The sequence below is a fragment of the Methylobacterium sp. Leaf85 genome (assembly GCF_001422125.1).
Taxonomy (GTDB): Bacteria; Pseudomonadota; Alphaproteobacteria; order Rhizobiales; family Beijerinckiaceae; genus Methylobacterium; species Methylobacterium bullatum.
Genome location: NZ_LMME01000007.1, coordinates 19,295 through 41,464, shown reverse-complemented (window position 1 = coordinate 41,464; position 22,170 = coordinate 19,295). Strand labels below are relative to the sequence as shown.

Below are 22,170 nucleotides of genomic sequence, written 5' to 3'. Positions count from 1 at the left end.
TCCCGGTCAGGGGAGGGCCTTTCGGCTCGGACATTCCACCGGAATCTGAGCCGGCTTCGTAATTCTCGGAAACGCCGTCCGATGGCGGTCTTTTCGGCCGTCCCATGGCGGTTGCGGGCGGCTCGAATTACGGTCCGCGCGGGCCTCGGGATGCGTCCTGCGCGACGTCTCCATCGGTGAATTCCCGCCACAAAAGCACCAGCGCCGCCATCACCGCCGGGCCGAGGAAAAGCCCGAGCAGGCCGAACGTCTCGACCCCGCCGAGGATGCCGAGCAGCACCCAGAGGAAGGGCAGGCGGGTGGTGCCGCCGATCAGGACCGGCCTCACGAAATGGTCGGCGACGAAGGTGACGACGAAGCCCGCCACCACCACCACCACCGCCGGGATCACCGCCCCGCCGGCGAGAAGAATCAGCGCGGCGATGCCGAAGACCAGCGGCGCCCCGAAGGGGATCATCGCCGCCACCGCCGTCAGCGCGCCGAGCAGGACCGGATGCGGCACGCCCGCAAAATAGTAAACGATTCCAAGGATTACGCCTTCGCCGAGGCCGACCAGGACGAGCCCATCGACGGTGCCGTGGACGGAGGCCACCATCTGGCGCGCCACCCGCTCGCCACGCGGGCCGAACAGGCGGCCACTCGCCGTCAGCGACTGCCTGATGACAGCCCGCCCGTCGCGAAACAGGAAAAACAACGTCAGCAGGGTGAAGCCGAATAGCACAACCCGGCGAACCACTTGAGCCCCGAGGCTCTTGGTCAGGCCTATCGTCGTCGAGTTGTCGAGCTTGTGCAGGATCTCGGAGCCCGCGGACGGGTGGCTGAGATTCTCGTTCCACCAGGCACCGGCCCTGGCCGCGCCGTAGGGCAGATGGGACAGGAATTCGGGGGCTGGAATCCCGCTCTGCTCCACCGACTTCACCCAGGCCATCGCGTCATGGGCTTCCCGTGCCGCCTGGACGCCGAGGATCACCAGGGGCGCCAGGAAGACCAGCGCCACAGCCAGGGTGAAGAGGCTCGGCAGCAGGATGTTGTGCCCCCCGGCCGGCCAGCGCCGCTCGGCCTTCGCGTAGAGCGGCCAGAGCGCGATGGCGAGGATCACGGCCCAGGCCAGGGCCGGAAGGAACGGGTGGAGCACCCACAGGCCGAGGGCGGACAGCGCCAGGACCAGGGCGATGCGTGCCCCACCTTGGGCGCGGCTGCGATGGTCCACCGGCGGCTCCGCGGCATCGACAGAAATAGATTGTTCCATTCTCGTCACCTCTGCCGCCCCGTGGCACGCCTCACGCTCAACGAATTTCGGGCAAGGAGCCGGATGGACCCACGTCGAACAGGCCCGCGTCCGCATGTAGGTCAAGGCATCGCAGGGCGGAATGGTCCGGCGAGGCCCGCAGCCGCACGAAGACGCGAGCCTGGCCTGAGCTTCTGCCAAGGTTGCCCGCCACCACCCCCTCGTGTAAGGGACCGCCTTCGATCGGAAGCGGCGCGACGCCGCTTCGGGGGCATGCTGCGCGACCCGGGGGGCGCCGGGATCACGCGCCAGCCTCGGACCGGCCGCGCCCGCCACGAGATCCGATACCGGATCCGCCACGGCGCGCCATAGAGAAGAAAACGGCGAGAACGCATGTCTGACCAGCCGACCACCGCTACGTTCGACCGCGTCGCGGACATCATCGCCGACACCGCCGACATCCCGCGCGACACCATCTCGCCCGAGAGCCACGCCATCGAGGATCTCGGCATCGATTCGCTCGCTTTCCTCGACATCGCCTTCGCGGTGGATAAGGCATTCGGAATCAAGCTGCCGCTGGAGCGTTGGACCCAGGAGGTCAACGAGGGCAAGGTGCCGGCCGAGGAGTATTTCGTGCTGAAGAACCTCTGCGCCCGCATCGACGCGCTGGTGGCCGAGAAGGCCGCCAAGGCCTGAAGGGCAAGCCCGGCCGGGCCGAGCATTTGAGTGTCCAGCGGAGCCTCTAGTCCCCAGCGGAGCCTTTGACGCCATGCGCCTCGAATATTTCGAGATGATCGACACGGTGACGAGTCTCGACAAGGCCGCCGGCCGGATCGAGGCGCTGGCTCACGTGCCGATGGAGAGCCCGGTCTTCGAGGGTCACTTTCCCGGCCATCCCCTGGTGCCCGGGGTGCTGCTCACCGAGACCATGGCACAGGCGTCCGGTTACCTGCTCCTCGCCCATCTCGATTTCGTGCAGATGCCGTTCCTGATGGCGGTGGACAAGGCGCGGTTCCGCTCTTTCGTCGGCCCCGGCGCGACGCTCGTCGTGCAGGCGAGCCTGGAGCATGATGGCTCCGGCTACGCGGTGACAAAGGCCTCGATCCGCCACGAGGGCAAGCCGTTGGCCGATGCGGAGCTGCGGTTCCGGACGATGCCGTTTCCCGAAGGGCTCGATGCTCCCATGCGCGAGCGCGCCCGGCGGATCGGCCTGATGGATCGCGCCATAGCATCGGGGGCGCCCCCCGGCGGGGCGGTTCCGGCATGAGCAAGACCAGCATGAGTCAGCGCGACGTCGTCGTCACTGGTATCGGCCTCGTTTCCTGCGCCGGCGAGGGGATCGCCGCTCACCTCGAAGCCTTCGCGGCGGGCAGTCCAAAGGCCACGGATACGGAGCGCTTTGCGCCCTATCCGGTCCATCCCGCCCCGGCGCTGGTCCTCGACGGACAGATCCCCAAGAAGTCGGACCAGCGGCAGATGGAGGCGTGGCAGCGCCTGGGCGTCTACGCGGCCGGGCTTGCCCTCGACTCGGCCAGGGTGAAACAGGACGCGGCCTTCAAGGCAGCGATGCACCTCGTCGTCGCCTGCGGCGGCGGCGAGCGCGATACGGCGGTGGACGGTGCTATCCTGACCGGCCTGCGCGACGCGGCCGATCCGGGCGCCTATCTCAACGAGCACCTGCAGAACGACCTGCGCCCGACCCTCTTCCTGGCACAGCTCTCGAACCTGCTCGCCGGCAACATCGCCATCGTCCATGGGGTCACGGGCGCCTCGCGCACGTTCATGGGTGAGGAGGCTTCGGGCGTCGACGCCTTGCGCAACGCTCAGAGCCGTATCGCTTCAGGCCAGATCGACACGATGCTGGTGGGCGGTTCCTACAGCGCGGAACGTCCCGACGTCCTGGTCGTGCACGAGCTGGGCAGATATCTGCGGAAAGGCAACTTCCGGCCGGTCTTCGAGCGTCAGGGTGAAGGCGAGGCCGGCTTCATCCTTGGGAGTACCGCCGCCTTCCTCGTGCTGGAAGCCGCCGAAACCGCCGCCGCGCGCAAGGCGACGATCTTTGCCCGCCTGCTTCCGGTGGAGAGCGATCGTCCCAGGCGCGAGACCGGCAGCGTAGAACTCAGCCTCTCCGCCTTGTGGAAAAAGGCCGGCGCCAAGCCGGACCTGCTAATTTCGGGCGCTACCGGCGTCGAGGGAATCACAGCCGAGGAGAGCACGGCACTGGGCGAACTTGCGCCCGGTGTGCCCGTCACGGCCCTCGGGGACATCACCGGCCACTCGCTCGAAGTCACGGCGCCGTTGGGGGCCGCACTCGCCGCCGCGCTCATCTCGGAGGGCAGGGCGCGCGAGGTCGCGATCACCACCGTTGGCCATCGCCGCGGTGAGGGCGTGGTCCGCTTGAGCGCGATGTCGTGACCCGCGGGGATGCGGCTGTCAGCTCACCGAAATTCCGCTAAGACCGGTTCAACCGTGATCGATCGGCCCGAATGTTCGGGGCGGGGCAACTTCAAGGCCGTTCGGTCGGAACGATAGCAAGACGGCGCTATGACGAACTCCTCTCCCCGCGATTCACGAAGCTTCCGGGACAGCCATGGCCGGCCATTGGTCGCGGTGACGGGCCTCGGCATCGTCACGTCCCTCGGGCAGGGACAGGCCGACAATTGGGCTGCGCTCACCGCCGGCCGGTCCGGCATCCACAGCATCGCCCGTTTTTCCACCGATGGCCTGCGCACCCGTATCGCCGGGACGGTGGATTTCCTCGACACCGACCCACTCGTGGCGCCCGCATTGTCGCAGCGCTTCGCCGAGGAAGCGGCCGAGGAAGCGATCACCCAGTCCGGCATTGGTGCGAAGGGTGATTTCCCCGGTGCACTGTTCATCGCCGTACCGCCGGTGGAGATGGAATGGCCCCAGCGCCAGTCCCTGGCACAGGCGTCCGGCCAGAACGGCGACATCACCTATTCCGACCTTCAGCGGGCGGCATCGAGCGGGCGGTTCGACGCTTGGCACGACCTCTTCATCTTCGCCACCGTAGCCGACAACATCGCCGACCGGTTCGGCACCAAGGGATCGCCGATCTCGCTCTCCACCGCCTGTTCCTCCGGCGCCACCGCGATCCAGCTCGGTGTCGAGGCGATCCGGCGGGGCGAGATGCAGGCGGCTCTCTGCATCGGCACCGACGGTTCGGTAAACCCGGAATCACTGATCCGGTTCTCGCTGCTCTCTGCTCTTTCGACCCAGAACGATCCGCCGGAGGGGGCGTCGAAGCCGTTCTCCAAGAATCGTGACGGTTTCGTCATGGGGGAGGGGGCCGCCGCCCTGGTCCTAGAGAATGCCGAATCCGCACGGGCGCGCGGCGCGACGATCCTCGGCTATGTCCTGGGCTGCGGCGAGAAGGGCGACGGCTTCCATCGCACCCGGTCGAGCCCAGACGGTGCGCCCGGCATCGCCGCCATCCGCGCTGCCCTAAACGATGCCGGCACCGAGCCGGATTCCATCGATACGATCAATGCACACGGCACATCAACGCCGGAGAACGACAAGATGGAGGCATTGGGATGCGCCGCTGTGTTCGGTGAGCGGATCCGCACCCTGCCGATCTCGTCGAACAAGTCGATGATCGGCCATACGCTGACCGCCGCGGGGGCCATCGAGGCGGTGATCTCGCTCCTCACCATCGCCCATGGCCGCATCCCGCCGACGATCAACTATGCGGTGCCGGACCCAGCCCTCTCCCTCGACGTGGTGACCACGGCCCGCGACGCCCGGGTCAGCCGCGTTCTGTCCAATTCCTTCGGCTTTGGCGGGCAGAACACCTGCCTCGTCCTTGGGGACGAGCCCGTATGACAACGGAAACCACCCGGCGCGTTCTCGTCACCGGGGGTGCCTCCGGCCTCGGCTCGGCAATTGTGCGGGCGCTGGTATATGCCGGCTACGACATCGCCTTCACCTATCGCTCCTCGGGCGATGCGGCGGAGCGCCTCGTGGCCGAACTCAGCCAGGCCAATCCCGGACGGGCGATCACCGCCCACCCTCTCGACCTCGCCGACCGCGATGCCCTGGAGGTTTTCTGCGAGGCCCAGGAAGGGGAAGCGTTCTACGGCCTCGTCCATAATGCCGGCCAATCTTACGACGTGCTGGCCGCGATGATGGCTCAGGACAAGGCCGAGGCGGCGATGCAAGTGAACTTCTGGTCGCTGACCCGGATCACGAAGGCACTGGTGCGCGGCATGATCCGAGGACGTTCCGGCCGCATCGTCTCCATCGGTTCGGTGGCAGCCCTACAGGCCAACCCGGGCAATGCTGCCTATGCGGCGACGAAGGGTGCGCTGATCTCCTATTGCCGGACGTTGGCGATCGAATCGGCCAAGCGCGGAGTGACGGTCAACGTCATTGCGCCGGGCTTCATCGACACCGAGATGATGGCTCCCTATGCCGCGCATCGTGACGGTATGGAGAAACAGATTCCCTTGGGACGCTTCGCCAAGCCTGAGGAAATAGCGGCGCTCGTGGCCTTCCTTATGGGAGATGCCGCAGCCTACATTACCGGCGCGGTTCTGCCGGTCGATGGCGGGCTGACGGCGATGATGGGTGTTCACCGGACCTGAGGCGGATGATCCTATGCGCTTCCGCCTCATCCTCGCGCTGGCTCTGACAGCGGTTCCCGCCTTCGCCGAGACCGGCGCTTTCCGCGTCGACGGTCTTCCGCGCGGTGACGGGTTGAGCATCCGCGAGACCCCGGACGCCTCGGCGCCCGTGCTTGGCCAAGCGCCGGAAGGGGCGCGCCTGCGCGGCTTCGGCTGTACCAACGAGACGCCGAGCGGCCTCACATGGTGCCGGGTCAAGGCTGGCCCGATCCTCGGCTGGGCGCGGCGGCGCTACCTTGCGCCGGATTGAGCCGGGACGGCTTTCAGTCGATAAGGCCGCCTATCCATTCCAATCCCTCTTCCCCGAGGTGCGGAGTTATTGCGGAGGCCTCCAAGGAGGGCTCCAGATGGCACATGAGCCCTGGAGCCCCCCTTCGAGGCCTGCTGATGCGGGCGCCGCAGGACGAGGTGGTGCGAAGGAGGCTCGGGGTCCGAAGCGCCTGACGAGAGACGAGACCGATGCAAGCCCTCCAACTCTTCGGTGACCGTGACCTTCGCCTCGGCGAGGTCGATCCGCCTGCCGCTCCCGGCCCGGGCGAGATTCAGATCCGCGTGCGCGCCGTGGGCTTGAACTTCATCGATGTCTGGGGCTTTCGCGGCATGGCCTTCGCCAAGCGCAAGATGCCTCTGACGGTGGGGGCCGAAGCCTCGGGCGAGATCGTCTGCGTCGGCGAGGGCGTGACGGATCTCCGCGAGGGCGACCGCGTGGTGATGTACGGCGCGCAGACCTGCGGCCGCTGCAAGGCCTGCCGGGAAGGTCGCGACAACCTGTGTGAGGACGTCTCCGGCGTCATGGGCTTCCATATCGACGGGTTCGCGCGCGAGCGCGTCACCATGCAGGCCCGTCTCGTGGTAAAGGTGCCCGATGGGGTAAGCTTCACCGATGCAGCCTGTGCGCCGATCGCCTTCGGCACCGTTCAGCACATGCTGTTCGACAATGCCAAGCTCGAACCCGGCGAGAGCATCCTCGTCCATGCCGGTGGCTCGGGCATCGGCACCGCCGCGATCAAGATGGCCAAGGCTATCGGCTGCACCGTGTTCACGACGGTAGGTGACGACAGGAAAGGCGAGATGGCAAAAGCCCTCGGCGCCGATCACGTGATCAATTATCGGAACGAACGCTTCGAGGGTGAGGTTCGCCGCCTGACTAAGCGAAAGGGCGTCGATGTGGTGTTCGAGCATGTCGGTCCTGACACTTGGAACGGCTCGCTCCTTTGCCTCAAGCGAGGCGGCCGCCTCGTCACCTGCGGCTCCACCTCCGGCGTCTCCACCACTATGAACCTGATGCAGTTGTTCCAGCAGCAGTACCGCATCACCGGCTCCTTCGGGTGCTCCATGGCCAACATCCGCCAGTCCCTGGCGAAGATGGCGGACGGGATCACGCCGGTGGTGGACACGGTCCTCCCCCTCGGGGACTTTTCACAGGGGCTGGAACGCCTGGAATCGCGTAAGGTGTTCGGTAAGATCCTGGTGGCGATCGACTGACCTATCGTTGGGGCAAGCATGACTCGCATTCACCTCAGGCTGCCACTTCTCCAAAAAATGTTCTACACGAGCATGATAGCCACTTCCGGATAGTCTCGTGCTGCGTCTTGCCCTCGTCCTGAACCGCCATCTGCCCCGGATGGCGGGGATTGCCATGATTCCGCTCGTCCGCTGCCTGTTCTGGTTAGCGCGGATGCTGGGGACCGAGCGGGCGAGCCGGACCGGCGGGGCGATTGCGCGAAGGGTGGGGCAGTTCCTGCCGGCGAACCGTATCGCATTGGCGAATCTGCGTGCTGCTTACCCCGAGAAGGATGAGGCCGCGATCAGGGCGCTCGCGGCCCAGGCTTGGGACAATCTCGGCCGGACGGGGGCAGAATACGCGCATCTCGCCACCCTGTTCGATATCGACCCCAACGATCCGGCGAGTCAGCGGATGACCGTTGCCGGCGCCGAACATTTCGAGGCCTTGCGCGACGACGGCAAGCCGGGGCTCATCTTCGCTGCCCACCTCGCAAATTGGGAATTGCCAGCGATCTGCGCCGCTCGCTACGGGCTTGAGGCTACGGCGATCTTTCGCCCCCCCAACGACATCGCCTCAGCCCGCCTCGTCGCCGAGGTGCGCCGCGAGACCATGGGCGGGTTGGCGGCAGCGGGGCAAGGCGCCGTATTTTCGATGCAGGGCGTCGTGGAACGCGGCGGCCATCTCGGCCAGCTCATCGATCAGCATTTCACCCGCGGTGTGGTGGTGGAGTTCTTCGGCCGACCCGTTCTGGTGAACCCTTTGCTCGCCAAGCTCGCCAAGCATTACGAATGCCCCGTTCACGGTGTCCGCGTGGTGCGCAAGGACAATGCCCGCTTTCATCTTGAACTCACCCCCCCCCTCGATCTGCCCCGTGATGCCAAAGGCGAGATCGACGTCCAGGGCGCGATGCAGGCGATGACCCGCGTGGTGGAGCAATGGGTCCGAGACAATCCCGGCCAGTGGCTCTGGATGCACAGGCGCTGGCGCCCGAACATGCTGCCAAAACCCAAGGTTGCCCCGCCGATACAGTCGGACTCATCCACGGCCCATCGAGACAACGTGTCTTCCGTTCCAGGCTGAGGCGCTGTCACATAGGTATATGGGCCGATCCGCTTCACGCATGCGCCGCTCCGCGCCAAGCCTCCTTGCGCTGACCATTGTCCTGACGCACATGGTGGGTCCGGCTCGCGCCGAGCCGCCCCGCGCGGTGATCGAACTCTTCACCAGCCAAGGTTGCGGCGCCTGCCAGCAGGCCTCCCGGATGATGGGAGAGTACGCTCAGCAGCCCGACGTCATCGCCCTGACACTGCCGGTCACCTACTGGGACTATCTCGGCTGGAAGGACGAGTTCGCGATTCCGGCGTTCACCGAGCGCCAGCGCGCCTATGCTCTCAGCCACGGTGAGCGCCAGCTCTTTACGCCCCAGGCCATCGTCAACGGCGAGCCGTCCCCGGTCCGGTCGGACCGGGCATTCCTGGACCGCAGCCTTCGTGCGGCACGGCAATCGAGCGGCCTCATCGTATCGGTGAAGGCAACGGACCAGGGGGACCGTATCGCCATCGATATCGGCGCCGGACGCGGCACCGGCGAGGTCTGGCTGCTGCCAATCCTGCGCAGGCACCGGACAGCCGTCGCGCACGGCGAGAACAAGGGGCAGGTGGTGGATTACGTCAACGTGGTGCGCGGGATGCACAGGGTCGGAGCCTGGACGGGCCAAGCCACGCATTTCGAACTCCCGCGCACCCTCGTTCGCTCGGGCAATGCCGACGGTTACGTGGTCGTACTCCAGAGCGGGACGCTGGCCCATCCCGCTCGGATTCTCGGTGCCACGAAGGGTCCCGGCTTCTGAGCCACGGCCACTTCCCGCCTTCTGTGCCTCAGCCGATCCATTCCCCCGCGCGCATCACCGGTACCGCGCGCCCTTCGGCAGTAAGTCCGTCGACATCAATGTCGGCAGAGCCGATCATCCAGTCGATATGGATCAGGCTACGGTTTGCGCCACGTGCCGCGAGGTCGTCCTCACTGAAGCCTTCTCCACCATTGAGGAAACATTTGCTGTACGCCTGCCCCAGAGCAATGTGGCTTGCGGCGTTCTCGTCGTACAGGGTGTTGTAGAACAGCAGTCCGGACGCCGAAATGGCGGACGAGGCCGGCACCAGGGCGACCTCGCCGAGACGGCGGGAACCCTCGTCCGTGTCGAGCACCCGCGCGAGGACGTCGCTTCCCGTGCGAGCCGTTGCCTCGACGATACGCCCCTCTTCAAACCGAACCCGGATACCGTCGATCAACGTGCCCTGGTAAGACAGGGGCTTGGTGCTTGCCACATAGCCGTCCACCCGCAACTTGTGCGGCGTGGTGAACACCTCCTCGGTGGGAATATTGGCATTGCACAGGATGCCGCTGCGCGAGACGGATGCACCGCCGCACCATTCGTGATCGTCAGCGAGACCGACGGTGAGGTCGGTATCCGGCCCTTGAAACCGCACAGCCGCAAAGCGATGCTGATTGAGGATTTTAGTGCGGGCGTGGAGAGCATCGTTATGCGCCTTCCACTGGCCCACCGGATCGTCTCCGTCGACCCGGGACGCGGCGAAAATCGCGTCCCACAGGCGTGCCAGCGCCTCGTCCTCCGGGCAATCCGGGAAGACGGTCCGCGCCCACGGGCGGGTCGCCGCCGAGACGATCGTCCAGTTGGTGGCGAAGTTGGCGATAAGCTCAAGGGCCGGCACATAGGCCTTCGAGCGCGAGCGATTGGCGCGGGCGACCTTCTGCGAATCCTGGCCGGCCAGCAAGGATGGATCATCTCCGGCGATCGCCAGCCTCGCGGCCCCGTTGCGGAAGGCTTCGGCCATACCGCCGTAAAGCCAGCCCGCCGCAGTATCGAACGCGTCGTCAGGCGCGTGAGCGAAACGAGCCAGGGTTGCGGCATCGTCGGAATAAAAGGTTGTCACCAGGGACGCGCCGGCCTTGTAGGCTTCGGTGGTAATCGCGCGGGCGAGGGGCGCGGCTTCGAGCGGCGCGGTCATCACCAATTCCTGGCTATGCTTCAGCCCGAGCCCAATTCGGACCGCCACCTCGGCGAGGCGGCCGATCCGCTCGTCGAAGGGGAGGGCGATCGTGTCAGCCCCAGTGCTCGTCGTCATCACCCTGTCTCCTCAGCCCCACCCCGCATAGGCTGCGGGGACGACGCTCAGCAAGATCGGAATTCGTGGCGGGGTTTCAAGCGCGGGGCGGTCAGGCCGCGCGCGACCAGGTGATTTCGCCGAGATTCTCGCGGAAGGCAAAACGCATGAGGTGGTCGGCCACCACGTTTTCGAGACGGGTCAGACCGGCCGGGTCGGGGGTCGCCACACGCATCAGCAGGGCATCGGCTTCTGCCTGGAACGTGCAAATGCGATCCTCGCCGAACGGCACCGTACCGGCCGCATCCGTGGCCTCCACGGGGAACTTATGACTCCAATGGCGGCAAAGCTGCTTCAGGTAGCGGCTTGCCTCGGCAGTAGGAACTCTCGCCTGCGAGGTCGGCATCGTCTGGTCTCCTTCGGTCCCTGTAATTCAAGAGCACAGCCGGCAAATGGTTGTCGCCAGGCTGGGCAGGCCGTCATTGAGGGTGCGATCCGCCTCTCATGAAGGGGACTAGATCGTTAACGCCCCCATAAGACGCTGCAGCGCACTCAAGCAGCACTCTCACCGCGACAACGCTTTAGATCGGAATTCGAACCCGATTTATGGCGCGTCGCGAGACGGATTGTGATCCTTTCTTGTGCGCCGCACAATGGGCTTGTGCAAAACGCGGATGAGCGTTCGGTTCGCTCCCGAAAGGCAAGGTCATGGCCCCGAATCCTATTCGGGAGGAAGCGCCGGAGGTGGATTTGCCGACATTGCTACGATCTTCCCAGGGTTTAGGAGATCGTGCGGATCGAGGGCGAGCTTGAACCGACGCATCAGGTCCAGGCCCACTGGATCGCCGTAAAGGCCCAGTTCGTCGCGCTTGATCAGGCCGATGCCATGCTCGGCGGCGATGGACCCGCCCATATCATGCACAATGTCGTGAACGATCCTATTGAAGCGAGCCCAATGCTTGAGGAAAGCGGCCTTCTCCATGCCGAGAGGCTGGCTGAGGTTGAAGTGGATGTTACCGTCGCCGAAATGCCCGAACGCGCAGACGCGCAGGCCCGGCATTTCGGCTTCGCAGGCTGCAATCGCCGTATCCAGGAAGTCGGCCAGACGCGAGAGCGGTACCGAGACGTCGTGCTTGATCGAACCGCCTTCGAGTGACTGAACGTCGGACAGGTTTTCGCGAAGCGCCCATAAGTTCGCGTTCTGCGTCTCGCTCAATCCGATGACTGCATCTTCAACGAGACCATCCTCAATCGAAGCGGCGAGGGCCTTCTCGAGGCCGCCCAAAGCCTCCGGCCCGGCGCGCGTCGTGGACATCTCGACGAGCGCGTAGGCAGCATGGTCGCCGGTGAGGGGGCGCAGAAATCCAGGCCTATGTTTCAGCACGATGTCGAGGCCGAAGCGCGGAATGAACTCGAATGCCGTGAGATCGCGTCCGACCGTCCGCTTCAACTTGTCGAAAAGGGTCAGAGCCGCGTGTGGGGACGACAAGCCAGCGAAACCCACCGCCCGCGACGAGGGCTTGGGATAGAGCTTCAGCACCGCCGCGGTGATGATTCCCAGCGTCCCTTCCGATCCGACGAACAGGTGTTTCAGGTCGTAGCCCGCATTGTCCTTACGCAGTGCGCTCAGACCGTTCCAGACTCGGCCATCAGCCAGCACCACTTCGAGGCCGAGCACGAGATCGCGCGTGTTGCCGTAGGCGAGGACTCCGGTCCCGCCGGCATTAGTGGCGAGGTTCCCGCCGATCGTGCACGACCCTTCCGAAGGCAGTGAAAGGGGAAACAGCATTTCCTCCACGTCGGCCGCCGCCTGAACCTCGGCGAGCAGGGCGCCGGCTTCGACGGTAATGCTGGCGCTCAGGCGGTCGATGGCGCGAATGCGGGAGAGACGACACAGGGACAGGACGATCCCGCCCTGTGGCACGCCGCCCCCCACCAGTCCGGTATTGCCGCCCTGGGCAACGATTGCGATTCCAGCTTCGGCGCAGGCCGCGACGACGAAGGCGACCTCGCCGGTATCGGCCGGACGGACGACGGCGATTGCGCTCCCCCGGAAGAGGCCGCGCCATTCCACGAGATGAGGTGCGATGTCAGCGGGCGCCGTGAGGACATGCTCCTCCCCCAACCGACCGGCGAGACGAGAAAGGAATTCGGCGGAAGCGCTCACGGAAAGCTCGGGGCAGGAGATGAAGGGGCAACACGAGGGGTCAGGGCAGGACCGGCACGATGGCGGCGGGCGGCTCTCCTCCTATGATAATGATAGTGACCCCTCTTTGCAGGGCGCAGGGCTGCCCCGCAACCGATCCGAGCAAACCCATCAGGAGGCGCCAGACCGATGCTGTCCGTGATCCCGAACCCACCCCGCATTGCCCTGCCTATCGTCGGCAGCGAAGACTTCTTCCCCGTGCGCCGCGTCTATTGTGTGGGGCGCAACTACGCCGCTCATGCCCGCGAAATGGGAAAGGATCCTGAGCGCGAGCCGCCGTTCTTTTTCATGAAGCCGGCGGACGCGCTTCAGATCGTCCCGGGCTCGGAGGCGGTGGATCATCCCTATCCGCCGCGTACCGCTAATTACCATTTCGAGGTGGAACTCGTGGCCGCTCTCGGACGCGGCGGGCGGGACATTCCCGCGACTGAGGCGCTGGATCACGTCTACGGCTACGCCGTCGGCCTCGACATGACCCGCCGCGATGTTCAGGACGAAGCAAAGCGCCTTGCCCGCCCGTGGGACCTCGCCAAGTCAGCCGATGCCTCGGCCCCCATCGGACCGCTCCACCGGGTAGAAGGTCGCGGGCATCCGATGCGCGGCGCCATCGTGCTCTCAGTGGACGACATTCCCCGTCAAGCCGGCGACCTATCGGAGATGATCTGGTCCATTGCCGACCAGATCGCGCTCTTGTCCACCTATTTCGAGCTCCATCCCGGCGACCTGATCTTCACGGGCACGCCTTCGGGCGTCGGCGCGGTCGAGCGCGGACAGGCAATGGAGGCGGCCATCGAAGGCTTCGGCGCCATCCGCCTCATCGTCGTATGATCAGAACCCTCCTCGACCGACCGCTCTTCCAGTGGCTGTTCCAGTTCGGCGCCCTCGCGTCCCGGGGGATGACCCTCGGCGTGCGTGGCGTCGCCCTCGACGCGCGGGGCCGCGTCTGCCTCGTGCGCCATACCTATGTGGCGGGATGGCACTTGCCCGGCGGTGGCGTCGAAATCGGCGAGAACGCCGTCGACGCCATGGTCAGGGAGTTACGGGAGGAGGCCGAGATCGTGGTGGAGGAAGCGGACACGATGCGCCTGCACGGATTTTTCCGCAGCACCGCTGCCACGGGCCGCGACCACATCGTCGTCTACGTCGTCCCAGCCTTCACGCTCCTCGGACCAAAGCTTCCCGACCGGGAGATCGCACAATGCGACTTCTTCGCGCTCGACGCCCTGCCCGAAGGGACCACGCGGGCCACGCGCGAGCGCCTCGGCGAGATCGCCCATGGGCGATCCCCGGCGGCCGCGTGGTGAGGAAGCGAGAAAGTTGCCCGCCGGCAAAAGAACCACAAAACAGCCCTTGCCACGCCCGCCATAATGTTGTTTAGAGACGCGGTCCGGGGCCGCCGGCGGGTCTTCTCCTTCAGCGGCACGGCATAGTGAGCGGGTGTAGCTCAGGGGTAGAGCACAACCTTGCCAAGGTTGGGGTCGAGGGTTCGAATCCCTTCGCCCGCTCCAATTCATCCAACCGACTTATAGTACTGCGACAGGCCGCCTTCGGGCGGCCTTCGTCGTTTTCGCCTTGTAACGCATCTCCTGGCAGACGGTTATGATGCGTCGGCTTCCCGCACATCGCTTCATCCGGTGGCGACCTTCCGGACCTGTCGATGAACCAATGCGGCCCTCTGCATGTTGAGTGAACGACAGCAAGGGAAAAAACGTATGACATCAACGTGGATGACCCTCGAAGAACTCGCCTTGAACCGCCGGATTACGGTGAATGAGGCTCTCCGAATCGTGAACGAGGCCCATTGCCCCAGAGTGTTTCGCGCGTCGGCGACTCTCTATCTGGTTTGAGGGTCATACGGGCAGGTTTGTGTTTCGTTAACGATTTTTACCTTCTATGCCCGTCCCGGCCCTGAACCACTGACTCCAGACCGAAGGAATACGACGCGATGAAATCATTCCGGATTGCCGCCCTCACGGCATTCGTAGCCTGCGCCGGCTTCGCCTCAGCATCCCAGGCTGCCCCCATATCGCTCGGCAAGGTGGATATCGCTCCGTCGGGCGCCGTGGAACATGTGCAGTATGGCTACGGCTATGGCTATGGTCACAGCGCCCGCTATTTGCGTCGCAAAGCCATCCGGCAGGAAATCCGTCGCGAGCGTCGTTGGGACGCCCGCCGCCGTGCTTGGCGCTACGGTTATTGAGCGTTAGGCCATTGTCATGATTTGAATGAATTTAACGAAACAGCTCGGCGCCATCATTTGGCGCCGAGCTGTTTCGTTACGCGGGTCTCTGCTGCTCAGCATTCGTACGGGATCGAGCGGGAATACAGACCCGTATCCGGGTGATCTCAGAACCGGCGTTTCCGCCCCGGCCTTGTTGGATCATATTGATACTTGGCAGGGTCTATCTAGTGATGAGATGCCCCCAACTCATGGGATTTACCCTTGATACCGGACGCCAAGCGGGTTCATCACGGCTGCTTAAAAGCCTGCAGACAGAGCTCTCGTTAAAGCGCTTGCCCGCCGGTCTGACGCATGGGATCGCAGATTTTCGCCGAAACCTTATCGAGATGCTCGCAGGCATTCTTCAGGTACCAAGTTTTCAGATCCGGCTGGGTTGGTGCGACGAACATCGCCACGAGGACGAAGCCGACGAAGCCGAGGACGACGAGCGTCAGAAGATTCCGCATCAACTCACTCCATAAAAAGGCGTTCTCTCCCGCTATTGGAGCGATAGCCCCTAGAAGATAACGCAAAACGGCCAGCCAATCGCCTCAACGGACAATTCGGCTGACCGGTTCGATAACACTACGGCTTGCAAAAGCCGACATGGGAAAGGCTGTTGAGACCTGATTCCTCAACGATCTTTGAAGTGCATCGGTTCCCAATAGGAGTTTTAGGCCTCTACGGGTTCGAATAGCGGCACAATCTCCATGGCTGGGACCAATACGATGCCCTTGTCGGTGATCCGAATTTCCGGAATGACCGAGAGGGGGATCAGGTTGAACCCCATATAGGGAATCGTGCACCCGGCCCGCTCCCAGGCCTTCTTCAGCAGTCGGACTTCCTCGGCGACGATACCGACGCGCTTGTCCGAGAGAAGTCCCGCCACTGGCAGCGGAACCATGGCGGTCACCTGGCCATCCTCGACGACGCAGACGCCCCCTTGGATCGCCGACAACGCATCAATGGCGACGCGCATATCCTCCGCGTTCAGCCCCGCGACGATCACGTTGTGCGAGTCGTGGCCGACACTGCTCGCGACCGCGCCATGCTTCAGCCCGAAGGCACGCAGCAATCCGTGTGCGACGTTGCCGGCTCCGCCATGGCGCTCGATGACGGTGACGAAGCACAGATCGTTGTCCCGCAAGGTCGTCGGCCAATCCGAAGCAGGCGTCACGTCGTACCGCTCATGGGTCAGTTCGATTCCGGGAAGCGTGGTGCGGATGGCGTTGACAACACAGCGGCCTTTGGGGAGCACCGGGACCAGGCCTGGTAGGGGCAGTGGCAGATGCATCGTCGCATAGGCCGGTGCAGGGTATCGGTAGGGACGCGAGAGCGCCGCATCGAGGAGAGGCGTGATCGTGCGATTCTCGACCACGCAACGGCCACCGTACCAAGTGGTCTGCGGAATGAAATCGTCGTCGAGGAGTACGAGATCGGCCCGGCGACCGCCACCGAAGCCACCGATCTCGCTATCGAGCCCATACCGGGTCGCCGGATGCAGCGAGCCCATCGACCACGCCTGTTCGCGGGGAATACCCATGCGGATGGCCTCTCGCACCACCCAGTCGAGACCGTAGGCGAGGAGATCCTGGGCGTCCCGGTCGTCGGTACAGACGCAGACCCGCTTGGCCGAGGCCCCCAGTTCGATGATCGTGCCGATGGCCTTGGGCAGGCTGTGCCAGGGCGTGGTCGGCGGGCCTCCGCGCAGGTAGATCCACAATCCCGCTTCCAGCAAGTCGTCGGCAATGTCCCGGTCGATGGCCTCGTGGGTGTCGGTGACGCCGCTGGCGGCATAGGCGCCGACAAAGCCGCGTCCGTAGATGTGACCGGAGACCGGTCGCCCACGCTGCAGTGCAGCCGCGATGATGGCATGAGCCCGCTCGTCGCCCTCGGCCACGGCGACGAAATCCATCTTCTCGCCGAGGCCGATCGCCTCCGGCCACGCATCGAACAGGGCGCCAATCTTCTCCGCCGTGAGGTCGCCGCCGGCGGTCTCGAGTTCCGGCGAGGTGGCCGGAACCGTGCTCGGAACCGTCAGGTAGATATTGAGCGGCGCCGCGCGGGCATCCTCCAGCATCCAGGCGATCCCGTCCGTGTCGAGGACGTTGCCGATCTCGTGGCTGTCGCAGACGATCGTCGTTGTGCCATTGAGGAGCGCAGCCTCGGCATAGGCACAAGCCGTCACCATGCTGCTCTCGATGTGCAGATGGGGATCGACCAGGCCGGGAGCCAGAATGCCGCCGCCGGCCTCATAGCGTGGCGCTCCGCCCCTGTAGGCTCCCGTCGGCTTCACGGCGGCGATGCGCCCGCCCGTGATCCAGACTTCGCTGTCGGGCCGCATCCGCTCGGAATAGGTGGACAAGATGCGCGCGCCGGTGATGACCAGATCCGGCTCGGCCCGTCCGCCTGCGACACTGGCGAGCTGGCGGGTCATCCGGCTCAAGGGAGCGACGGAGAAGCGTGTCAGCGGTGTCGGATCGGTCATCGTGCAATCGGCTCCTCGCCTCGCCCGGCCCCCCTGCCCGACGGGGCGGGTCACAGCGGGCGATCCGCACGCATCATGCCACAGGTCGGTCCATTAGGTCGGCCCATGCGGGAGGCTGCCTTGCGCCGCACCATGCCGGAGGGGATACGGGTTGCCTTAACGTCGGGACGGGACCATGTAGCGCCTGAGCCCGGTCGCGACCCTTCCGATCGATCGGCGACGGCGAAGAAGGCAGGGTGTCGGCGGGACCACGGGGTCGATCGCCAGACATCTGCCTTGAGAGCCGTCGACCGGGCACCCTCCCGGTTTTCATCGTCCGAGCATCCGTCATGGCCAAGCGTACCAAGTCGAAACCGCAGGAGCGTGGCTCCGTCCTGTTCGATGTCCTCTACGAGGACGAGTCCCGCGCTTCGAACCGGCGGGTTCCCATGGAGATCCTCGGAGGCCTCGACGGGGACGAGCCGGCCCGGCACCTCATCGAGGAGCAGGACCGCGCCATCGCCGAGAAGTCCGGCCGCCCCTCCCGTGCCATCCGCAGCCTCAGCCGCTCGCCGATCCGCGCGCCGAGTGCCGTCTCCGGCGACTGATCTCAGGCCTTCTTGAGGAACTGGGTCTTCAGGACGAGCCCCTTCACCTTCTCGGCGTTGCACTCGATCTCGTCGGGATCGTCCGTGATGCGGATGTTTTTGATCAGCGTTCCCCGCTTCAAGGTGGTCGAGGTTCCTTTCACCTTGAGGTCTTTGACCAGGGTGACGGAATCTCCATCCGCCAGCTTCGTGCCATTGGCATCCTTTGTGTCGGCCATGGCTCAGGCGTCCGCGTTGGAGATCGGCGGCATGTACGGCTGACCGGCATTGGTCAGCGCCCGGTCGACCGCCTCGATCGCCAGCAGGATGCGCATGAAATCCTCCGCCGCGGAAGCGGCGGCGAGCTCGCTCGAGCCGATCCGCTTGGCGAGCGCGCTGCGCTGCCGCGAGAGGCTGGCGCGGGCGCGGTTGAGGTCTGAAATCTCGTCGGGCGTCATGGTGGGGTCTCTCTGCCGATCGACCGTCCAGGCGGTCTCGGGTGGGGAGCGATGCAGTCTTTATCGGCGGGATGCAATGGCGCGTCCCCCCAGAGAACGCCTCGCCGACGCCTCGCCTGCGTAGAGGGTCACAATTCCGCCGACCGCCCCGACAGCTCCGCCCGGAGCTGTCGGGCCGCGTCGGTGAGGGCCGTATCCCGGCGCAGGCGCGGGCGGGGAACGTCGATCGTCATGTCGGCGGCGACCCGTCCGGGACTGCCCGCGAGCACCACCACGCGGTCGGCGAGGGTCACGGCCTCGTCGATATCGTGGGTGACGAACAGGATGGTCTTGCCCGTCGTCGCCTGGATGCGCTGCAGCTCGTCCTGCAGGCCCTCGCGGGTGAAGCTGTCCAGCGCCGAGAAGGGTTCGTCCATGAGGAGCACGTCCGGATCGACGGCCAGCGCGCGCGCGATGGCGACGCGCTGGCGCTGGCCGCCCGAGAGCTGGTGCGGCCAGCGCTGGCCGAGGTCGCCGAGACCCACGAGGGCGAGCATCTCCTGCGCCTTGGCCAGGCGCTGAGCCTTCGACAGGCCGCTGCCCTCGAGACCGAAGGCGACGTTGGCGATCACCCGGCGCCAGGGCAGCAGGCGGGCGTCCTGGAACACCAGCGCCATCGGCGTGCGGCAGCCCTCGCGCGTGGCGAGGCGGACCGTCCCGCCGCTGGGCTCGGCGAGGCCGATCAATACCCGCAGGACCGTGGATTTGCCGACACCGGATTCGCCGACGATGACCACGAACTCCCCGCGCGCGATGGAGAGGTCGAGCTCCGACAGGATGACGTTGCGGATTCCGTCGCGCTCGTAGGCGAGGCTGAGGCCGCGGATGTCGATGATCGGGTCCATCAGGCGCGCCACCGCAGGAGCCAGCCCTGGAGGGCGACGAAGCCGGTATCGAACAGGCCGTAGAGCCCGGCCATGGTGAGCATGTAGACGACCACGATGTCGGTGGAGAGGAGGCTGGAGGCCTGCATCATGCGGGCGCCGACGCCGGGCACGCCGAAGATCTCGGCGGCGACCACCGCCATCCAGGCCTGGCCCAGCGCCGTGCGCAGGCCGACGAGGATGCCCGGCGTGGCGGCCGGCAGCAGGATCTTGGTGAGACGCGCCAGGGGCGAGCGGAAACCGAAGGCCTGGGCGACCTCCACGAGGTCCCGGTCCACCCCCCGCACCGCCCCCTGCGTCGCAAAGAACACGATCCAGAACACGCCGATGGCGATGATGAACACGGCGGCCGAGGGCTGGACCCCGAACCAGATGATGGCGAAGGGCACCCAGGCGAGGCCGGGGATGGGGCGCAGCAGGCGCACGATCCAGGCGGTGAGCGCCTCGAAGCCGCGGAACATCCCCACGACGATGCCGAGCGCAATGCCGGCCCCGGCGCCGACGGCAAGGCCGACGAGGTAGTGGCTCAGGCTCGACCACACCGCCTCGCCCCAGACCCCGAGACGGATCTCGTTGAGGAAGGCGGCGGGGATCGTGCTCGGCGGCGGCAGGAAGGCCGGGTTGATCAGCCCGAGCCGAGGCATCGCCTCCCAGAACAGGAGGAAGGCGACGAGTCCGAGAGCCGCGAGGGCGGGAGCGCGAAGGGCGGTCATCCGATCAGCGCGCGATGGCCTTCTCGTAGTAGCGGGAGTCGAACAGCCCATCGAGGGGCACGTCCTTCTCCAGGGCGCCGATGGAGACCTGATAGGCCTGCATCGCCTTGGTGGCGACGATGATGGCGCGCGGATCGACGGTGAATTTCGCCGCCGGGGAGGTGAGGGCCTTCTGGATGGTGGCGAGATCGACGATGCCCTTGCCGAGGGCGGCGAGCACGTGGGGCGCGGCCTTGGCCGAATCGGATTTCAGCAGGGTGTCGGCGCGGATGAGGGAGCGCACCAGGGATTCCACGGCGCCGGGGTTCCGGTCGGCATAGGCGCCGTAGACGCCCACCACCGTGCCCGGCTGGTCGGGGAACATCTCGGCCCCGTTGGCGATCAGCGCGATCGCGGGGTTGCGGCCCTGGACGATGGTGAGGGCCGGCTCGCGGATCGAGGCGCCGTCCACGGCGCCGGCGAGGATCGCCTGCTGCGTGGCGTCGATGCCCATGGACACCACCTCGGCATTGGCCTTGTCGGCCTTGGCCACCTGCCACAGCCAATGCTGCAGGGTGGTGTTGGGCACCGAGCCGAGGGGCTGGGTGGCGAGCCGCGCGGGGCGGCCTTCCTTGGCTTTGAACTGCGCAAAGGCCTCGGCCTTGCTGGCGCCGCTGGCGAAGAACGGGGCGAGCTTGGGCCCGGCCACGAACACCATCTCCTCCACCGCCGTGGAGGCGACCACGCGGACGTCGATGTTCTTGGTCCGCGCCACGGCGAGCGGCGCGACCCCGGCGACGTAGACGTCGATGGTGCCGGATGCCAGCGCCTGGATCATGTTCGGGCCGGATTCGAAGGTGGTGAAGGTGGGGCTGAGGCCCGCCTCCTTGAGCCAGCCTTCGCCGTTGGCCACGAAGATCGGCGAGGCGCCGATGACCGGGATGACGCCGATCCGCATGGGAATCGGCGCGGTCTGCGCCTGGGCGGGGGCGGCGAGGACGAGCCCGACGAAGGCCGTCAGGAGCGTCGCGAGGACGGGGAGGGGAGAGCGCATCGGGAGATCCGGATTCCGGAGCGAAGGGTGGCCCGGCAAGGAGCCTCGAGCCCGGCCATGCCACAGGCCGCGCATTCTTCAAACACCCGTGAGCGAAAGAACGGCCCCGGCTTCGCAATCGGGGAGGGCGTTCCACGCTCACGCTTCGCCGCACGGTCTTTATTCCCTTGTCGCCGATCCGGAACGGGCGCGGCCCGATTCCGTTGAGAGCAGGAGACCGGCCACATTTCGTCGCGGCCGGCCAACGACAAGGACACAACGCCATGAGCTTTCTCGGCAGCATCGTCAGCAAGATCCTGCACCCGTTCGGTGGCGGAAGCACCAGCGCGGAGGCCGCCCCCGCCGACGCACCGGCCGGCACGGCCACGACCGACACGAGCGGCGCCGCAGCGGCCAAGCCCGGCGAGCCGGTGGACGTGGAAGCCGTGCTGAACGGCATGGCCGCGAAGAACTCGCAGCAGTTGAACTGGCGCACCTCCATCGTCGACCTGATGAAGCTCCTCGACATCGATTCGAGCCTCAGCGCCCGCAAGTCGCTCGCCGACGAGCTGCACTACACCGGCGACAAGGAAGACTCGGCCACGATGAACGTCTGGCTGCACAAGCAGGTCATCAAGAAGCTCGAGGAGAACGGCGGCAAGGTGCCGGCCGACCTGAAGGATTGATCGGCCCCCTCCCTCCCCCCTGTGGGGAGGGATCGAGGGTGGGGGTGGCTCCGCCAGCCTCCGCGGGGAGACGATCTCCCAAGCCGGTGGCGGGTCGCCCAACCACCCCCACCTCCAACTCCTCCCCACAAGGGGGAGGAGGGCGCCGCACACACCTTCACCCCCGCGCGCGACAGCGCCGGGGGCATGGCCCAAAAGAAGCCCCAAAAGGGGGACGCGGGACGCCGCGAAACCCATTGAGCGCTAGAATTGTTTGCCGGTCCCCCGGCGTCCCGTCAGGCTCCGGCATTCCCGCCGGGGCCTGTTTTTTCGTCGCGGTGTCTCCAGCGGTCCTCGCGTTGCGTCGCGCTCTGGTGGTGGTCGTTCGATCCCATCCCGGCTGTTCGAACGGACT

25 protein-coding genes and 1 tRNA gene are annotated in these 22,170 nt (G+C 66.0%); 15 read left to right on the top strand and 11 right to left on the bottom strand.

Translation table 11 applies throughout. The features are described 5' to 3' along the window. Window positions 1-127: 127 nt before the first annotated feature. Window positions 128-1,249 (bottom strand): AI-2E family transporter, encoded by a 1,122-nt coding sequence (locus ASF08_RS06740; RefSeq protein ID WP_056142971.1) that lies wholly within the window; start codon window positions 1,247-1,249, stop codon window positions 128-130. 372 nt (window positions 1,250-1,621) lie between these two features. Here ASF08_RS06740 and ASF08_RS06735 point away from each other — a divergent pair, with 372 nt between their 5' ends. The 9 genes from ASF08_RS06735 (at window position 1,622) to ASF08_RS06695 (ending at window position 9,230) form a co-directional block, all read left to right on the top strand. Further along, entirely contained in the window at window positions 1,622-1,924 is a 303-nt protein-coding gene (locus tag ASF08_RS06735) for an acyl carrier protein (RefSeq protein WP_018044158.1), read from the top strand. A gap of 73 nt (window positions 1,925-1,997) precedes the next feature. Beyond that, window positions 1,998-2,495, top strand: a complete 498-nt coding sequence (locus ASF08_RS06730; protein ID WP_056142968.1) for a 3-hydroxyacyl-ACP dehydratase FabZ family protein — start codon at window positions 1,998-2,000, stop codon at window positions 2,493-2,495. After that, the gene (locus tag ASF08_RS06725; protein WP_200931836.1) at window positions 2,492-3,643 is read left to right on the top strand and encodes a beta-ketoacyl-ACP synthase; all 1,152 of its coding nucleotides are present in this window, start codon (window positions 2,492-2,494) and stop codon (window positions 3,641-3,643) included. The genes ASF08_RS06730 and ASF08_RS06725 overlap by 4 nt, the downstream gene beginning before the upstream one ends. A gap of 129 nt (window positions 3,644-3,772) precedes the next feature. Further along, complete coding sequence (locus ASF08_RS06720) at window positions 3,773-5,074, top strand: beta-ketoacyl-ACP synthase (protein WP_056142964.1); 1,302 nt, start codon at window positions 3,773-3,775, stop codon at window positions 5,072-5,074. Then, window positions 5,071-5,835 carry an SDR family NAD(P)-dependent oxidoreductase gene (locus tag ASF08_RS06715; RefSeq protein WP_056142960.1) on the top strand — a complete coding sequence of 255 codons (765 nt, stop codon included), beginning with the start codon at window positions 5,071-5,073 and terminating at the stop codon, window positions 5,833-5,835. Before ASF08_RS06720 ends, ASF08_RS06715 begins: the two co-directional genes overlap by 4 nt. Window positions 5,836-5,848: 13 nt before the next feature. Next, a complete protein-coding gene (locus ASF08_RS06710) occupies window positions 5,849-6,124 on the top strand; it encodes an SH3 domain-containing protein (protein ID WP_018044153.1) in 276 nt (91 codons plus the stop codon). 209 nt (window positions 6,125-6,333) lie between these two features. Then, a complete protein-coding gene (locus ASF08_RS06705; protein ID WP_056142956.1) occupies window positions 6,334-7,359 on the top strand; it encodes a zinc-binding dehydrogenase in 1,026 nt (341 codons plus the stop codon). Between the two features lie 97 nt (window positions 7,360-7,456). Then, entirely contained in the window at window positions 7,457-8,461 is a 1,005-nt protein-coding gene (locus tag ASF08_RS06700; RefSeq protein ID WP_056142953.1) for a lipid A biosynthesis lauroyl acyltransferase, read from the top strand. A gap of 40 nt (window positions 8,462-8,501) precedes the next feature. Further along, window positions 8,502-9,230 carry a DUF1223 domain-containing protein gene (locus ASF08_RS06695; protein ID WP_056142950.1) on the top strand — a complete coding sequence of 243 codons (729 nt, stop codon included), beginning with the start codon at window positions 8,502-8,504 and terminating at the stop codon, window positions 9,228-9,230. A 28-nt stretch (window positions 9,231-9,258) separates the two neighbouring features. Here the strand turns inward: ASF08_RS06695 and ASF08_RS06690 are convergent, their stop codons facing one another. The 3 genes from ASF08_RS06690 to ASF08_RS06680 form a co-directional block, all read right to left on the bottom strand. Beyond that, window positions 9,259-10,524 carry an aminopeptidase gene (locus ASF08_RS06690; protein WP_056142946.1) on the bottom strand — a complete coding sequence of 422 codons (1,266 nt, stop codon included), beginning with the start codon at window positions 10,522-10,524 and terminating at the stop codon, window positions 9,259-9,261. A gap of 91 nt (window positions 10,525-10,615) precedes the next feature. Beyond that, window positions 10,616-10,909, bottom strand: a complete 294-nt coding sequence (locus ASF08_RS06685; protein WP_026175995.1) for a DUF2218 domain-containing protein — start codon at window positions 10,907-10,909, stop codon at window positions 10,616-10,618. Between the two features lie 315 nt (window positions 10,910-11,224). After that, window positions 11,225-12,670: an FAD-binding oxidoreductase gene (locus ASF08_RS06680; RefSeq protein ID WP_082473100.1), complete on the bottom strand. Its 1,446-nt coding sequence runs from the start codon at window positions 12,668-12,670 to the stop codon at window positions 11,225-11,227. A 168-nt stretch (window positions 12,671-12,838) separates the two neighbouring features. On the opposite strand from ASF08_RS06680, the gene ASF08_RS06675 reads away from it, so the two are divergent. The 4 genes from ASF08_RS06675 (at window position 12,839) to ASF08_RS06660 (ending at window position 14,909) form a co-directional block, all read left to right on the top strand. Further along, window positions 12,839-13,537, top strand: coding sequence for a fumarylacetoacetate hydrolase family protein (locus tag ASF08_RS06675; RefSeq protein WP_056142939.1), 699 nt, complete (start codon window positions 12,839-12,841; stop codon window positions 13,535-13,537). Continuing rightward, entirely contained in the window at window positions 13,534-14,013 is a 480-nt protein-coding gene (locus ASF08_RS06670) for an NUDIX domain-containing protein (protein WP_187273317.1), read from the top strand. The genes ASF08_RS06675 and ASF08_RS06670 overlap by 4 nt, the downstream gene beginning before the upstream one ends. Window positions 14,014-14,142: 129 nt before the next feature. Continuing rightward, window positions 14,143-14,217, top strand: a tRNA-Gly gene (locus ASF08_RS06665). Between the two features lie 437 nt (window positions 14,218-14,654). Next, a complete protein-coding gene (locus ASF08_RS06660) occupies window positions 14,655-14,909 on the top strand; it encodes a hypothetical protein (RefSeq protein ID WP_018044143.1) in 255 nt (84 codons plus the stop codon). Between the two features lie 305 nt (window positions 14,910-15,214). On the opposite strand, the gene ASF08_RS06655 is transcribed toward ASF08_RS06660, so the two are convergent. Further along, window positions 15,215-15,397 (bottom strand): hypothetical protein, encoded by a 183-nt coding sequence (locus ASF08_RS06655; protein ID WP_056142937.1) that lies wholly within the window; start codon window positions 15,395-15,397, stop codon window positions 15,215-15,217. 206 nt (window positions 15,398-15,603) lie between these two features. Then, window positions 15,604-17,418 carry an adenine deaminase gene (locus ASF08_RS06650; protein ID WP_056142933.1) on the bottom strand — a complete coding sequence of 605 codons (1,815 nt, stop codon included), beginning with the start codon at window positions 17,416-17,418 and terminating at the stop codon, window positions 15,604-15,606. A 329-nt stretch (window positions 17,419-17,747) separates the two neighbouring features. On the opposite strand from ASF08_RS06650, the gene ASF08_RS06645 reads away from it, so the two are divergent. Beyond that, window positions 17,748-18,005 (top strand): hypothetical protein, encoded by a 258-nt coding sequence (locus ASF08_RS06645; RefSeq protein WP_018044140.1) that lies wholly within the window; start codon window positions 17,748-17,750, stop codon window positions 18,003-18,005. Window positions 18,006-18,007: 2 nt separating this feature from the next. Here ASF08_RS06645 and ASF08_RS06640 read toward each other — a convergent pair whose 3' ends face one another. From ASF08_RS06640 to ASF08_RS06620, 5 genes are all read right to left on the bottom strand, one after another. Continuing rightward, the gene (locus tag ASF08_RS06640) at window positions 18,008-18,223 is read right to left on the bottom strand and encodes an alkylphosphonate utilization protein (protein ID WP_056142930.1); all 216 of its coding nucleotides are present in this window, start codon (window positions 18,221-18,223) and stop codon (window positions 18,008-18,010) included. Between the two features lie 3 nt (window positions 18,224-18,226). Then, window positions 18,227-18,442 carry a hypothetical protein gene (locus ASF08_RS06635; protein ID WP_056142928.1) on the bottom strand — a complete coding sequence of 72 codons (216 nt, stop codon included), beginning with the start codon at window positions 18,440-18,442 and terminating at the stop codon, window positions 18,227-18,229. 128 nt (window positions 18,443-18,570) lie between these two features. Next, window positions 18,571-19,326 carry an ABC transporter ATP-binding protein gene (locus tag ASF08_RS06630; RefSeq protein ID WP_056143091.1) on the bottom strand — a complete coding sequence of 252 codons (756 nt, stop codon included), beginning with the start codon at window positions 19,324-19,326 and terminating at the stop codon, window positions 18,571-18,573. Beyond that, window positions 19,326-20,078 (bottom strand): ABC transporter permease, encoded by a 753-nt coding sequence (locus tag ASF08_RS06625; protein ID WP_056142927.1) that lies wholly within the window; start codon window positions 20,076-20,078, stop codon window positions 19,326-19,328. Before ASF08_RS06625 ends, ASF08_RS06630 begins: the two co-directional genes overlap by 1 nt. A 4-nt stretch (window positions 20,079-20,082) precedes the next feature. Further along, a complete protein-coding gene (locus tag ASF08_RS06620) occupies window positions 20,083-21,111 on the bottom strand; it encodes an ABC transporter substrate-binding protein (RefSeq protein WP_018044135.1) in 1,029 nt (342 codons plus the stop codon). Between the two features lie 263 nt (window positions 21,112-21,374). Between ASF08_RS06620 and ASF08_RS06615 the strand changes: the two genes are divergently transcribed. Next, on the top strand, window positions 21,375-21,776 hold the full coding sequence (locus tag ASF08_RS06615; RefSeq protein WP_056142924.1) for a DUF3597 domain-containing protein: 402 nt from the start codon (window positions 21,375-21,377) through the stop codon (window positions 21,774-21,776). Window positions 21,777-22,170 lie beyond the last annotated feature (394 nt).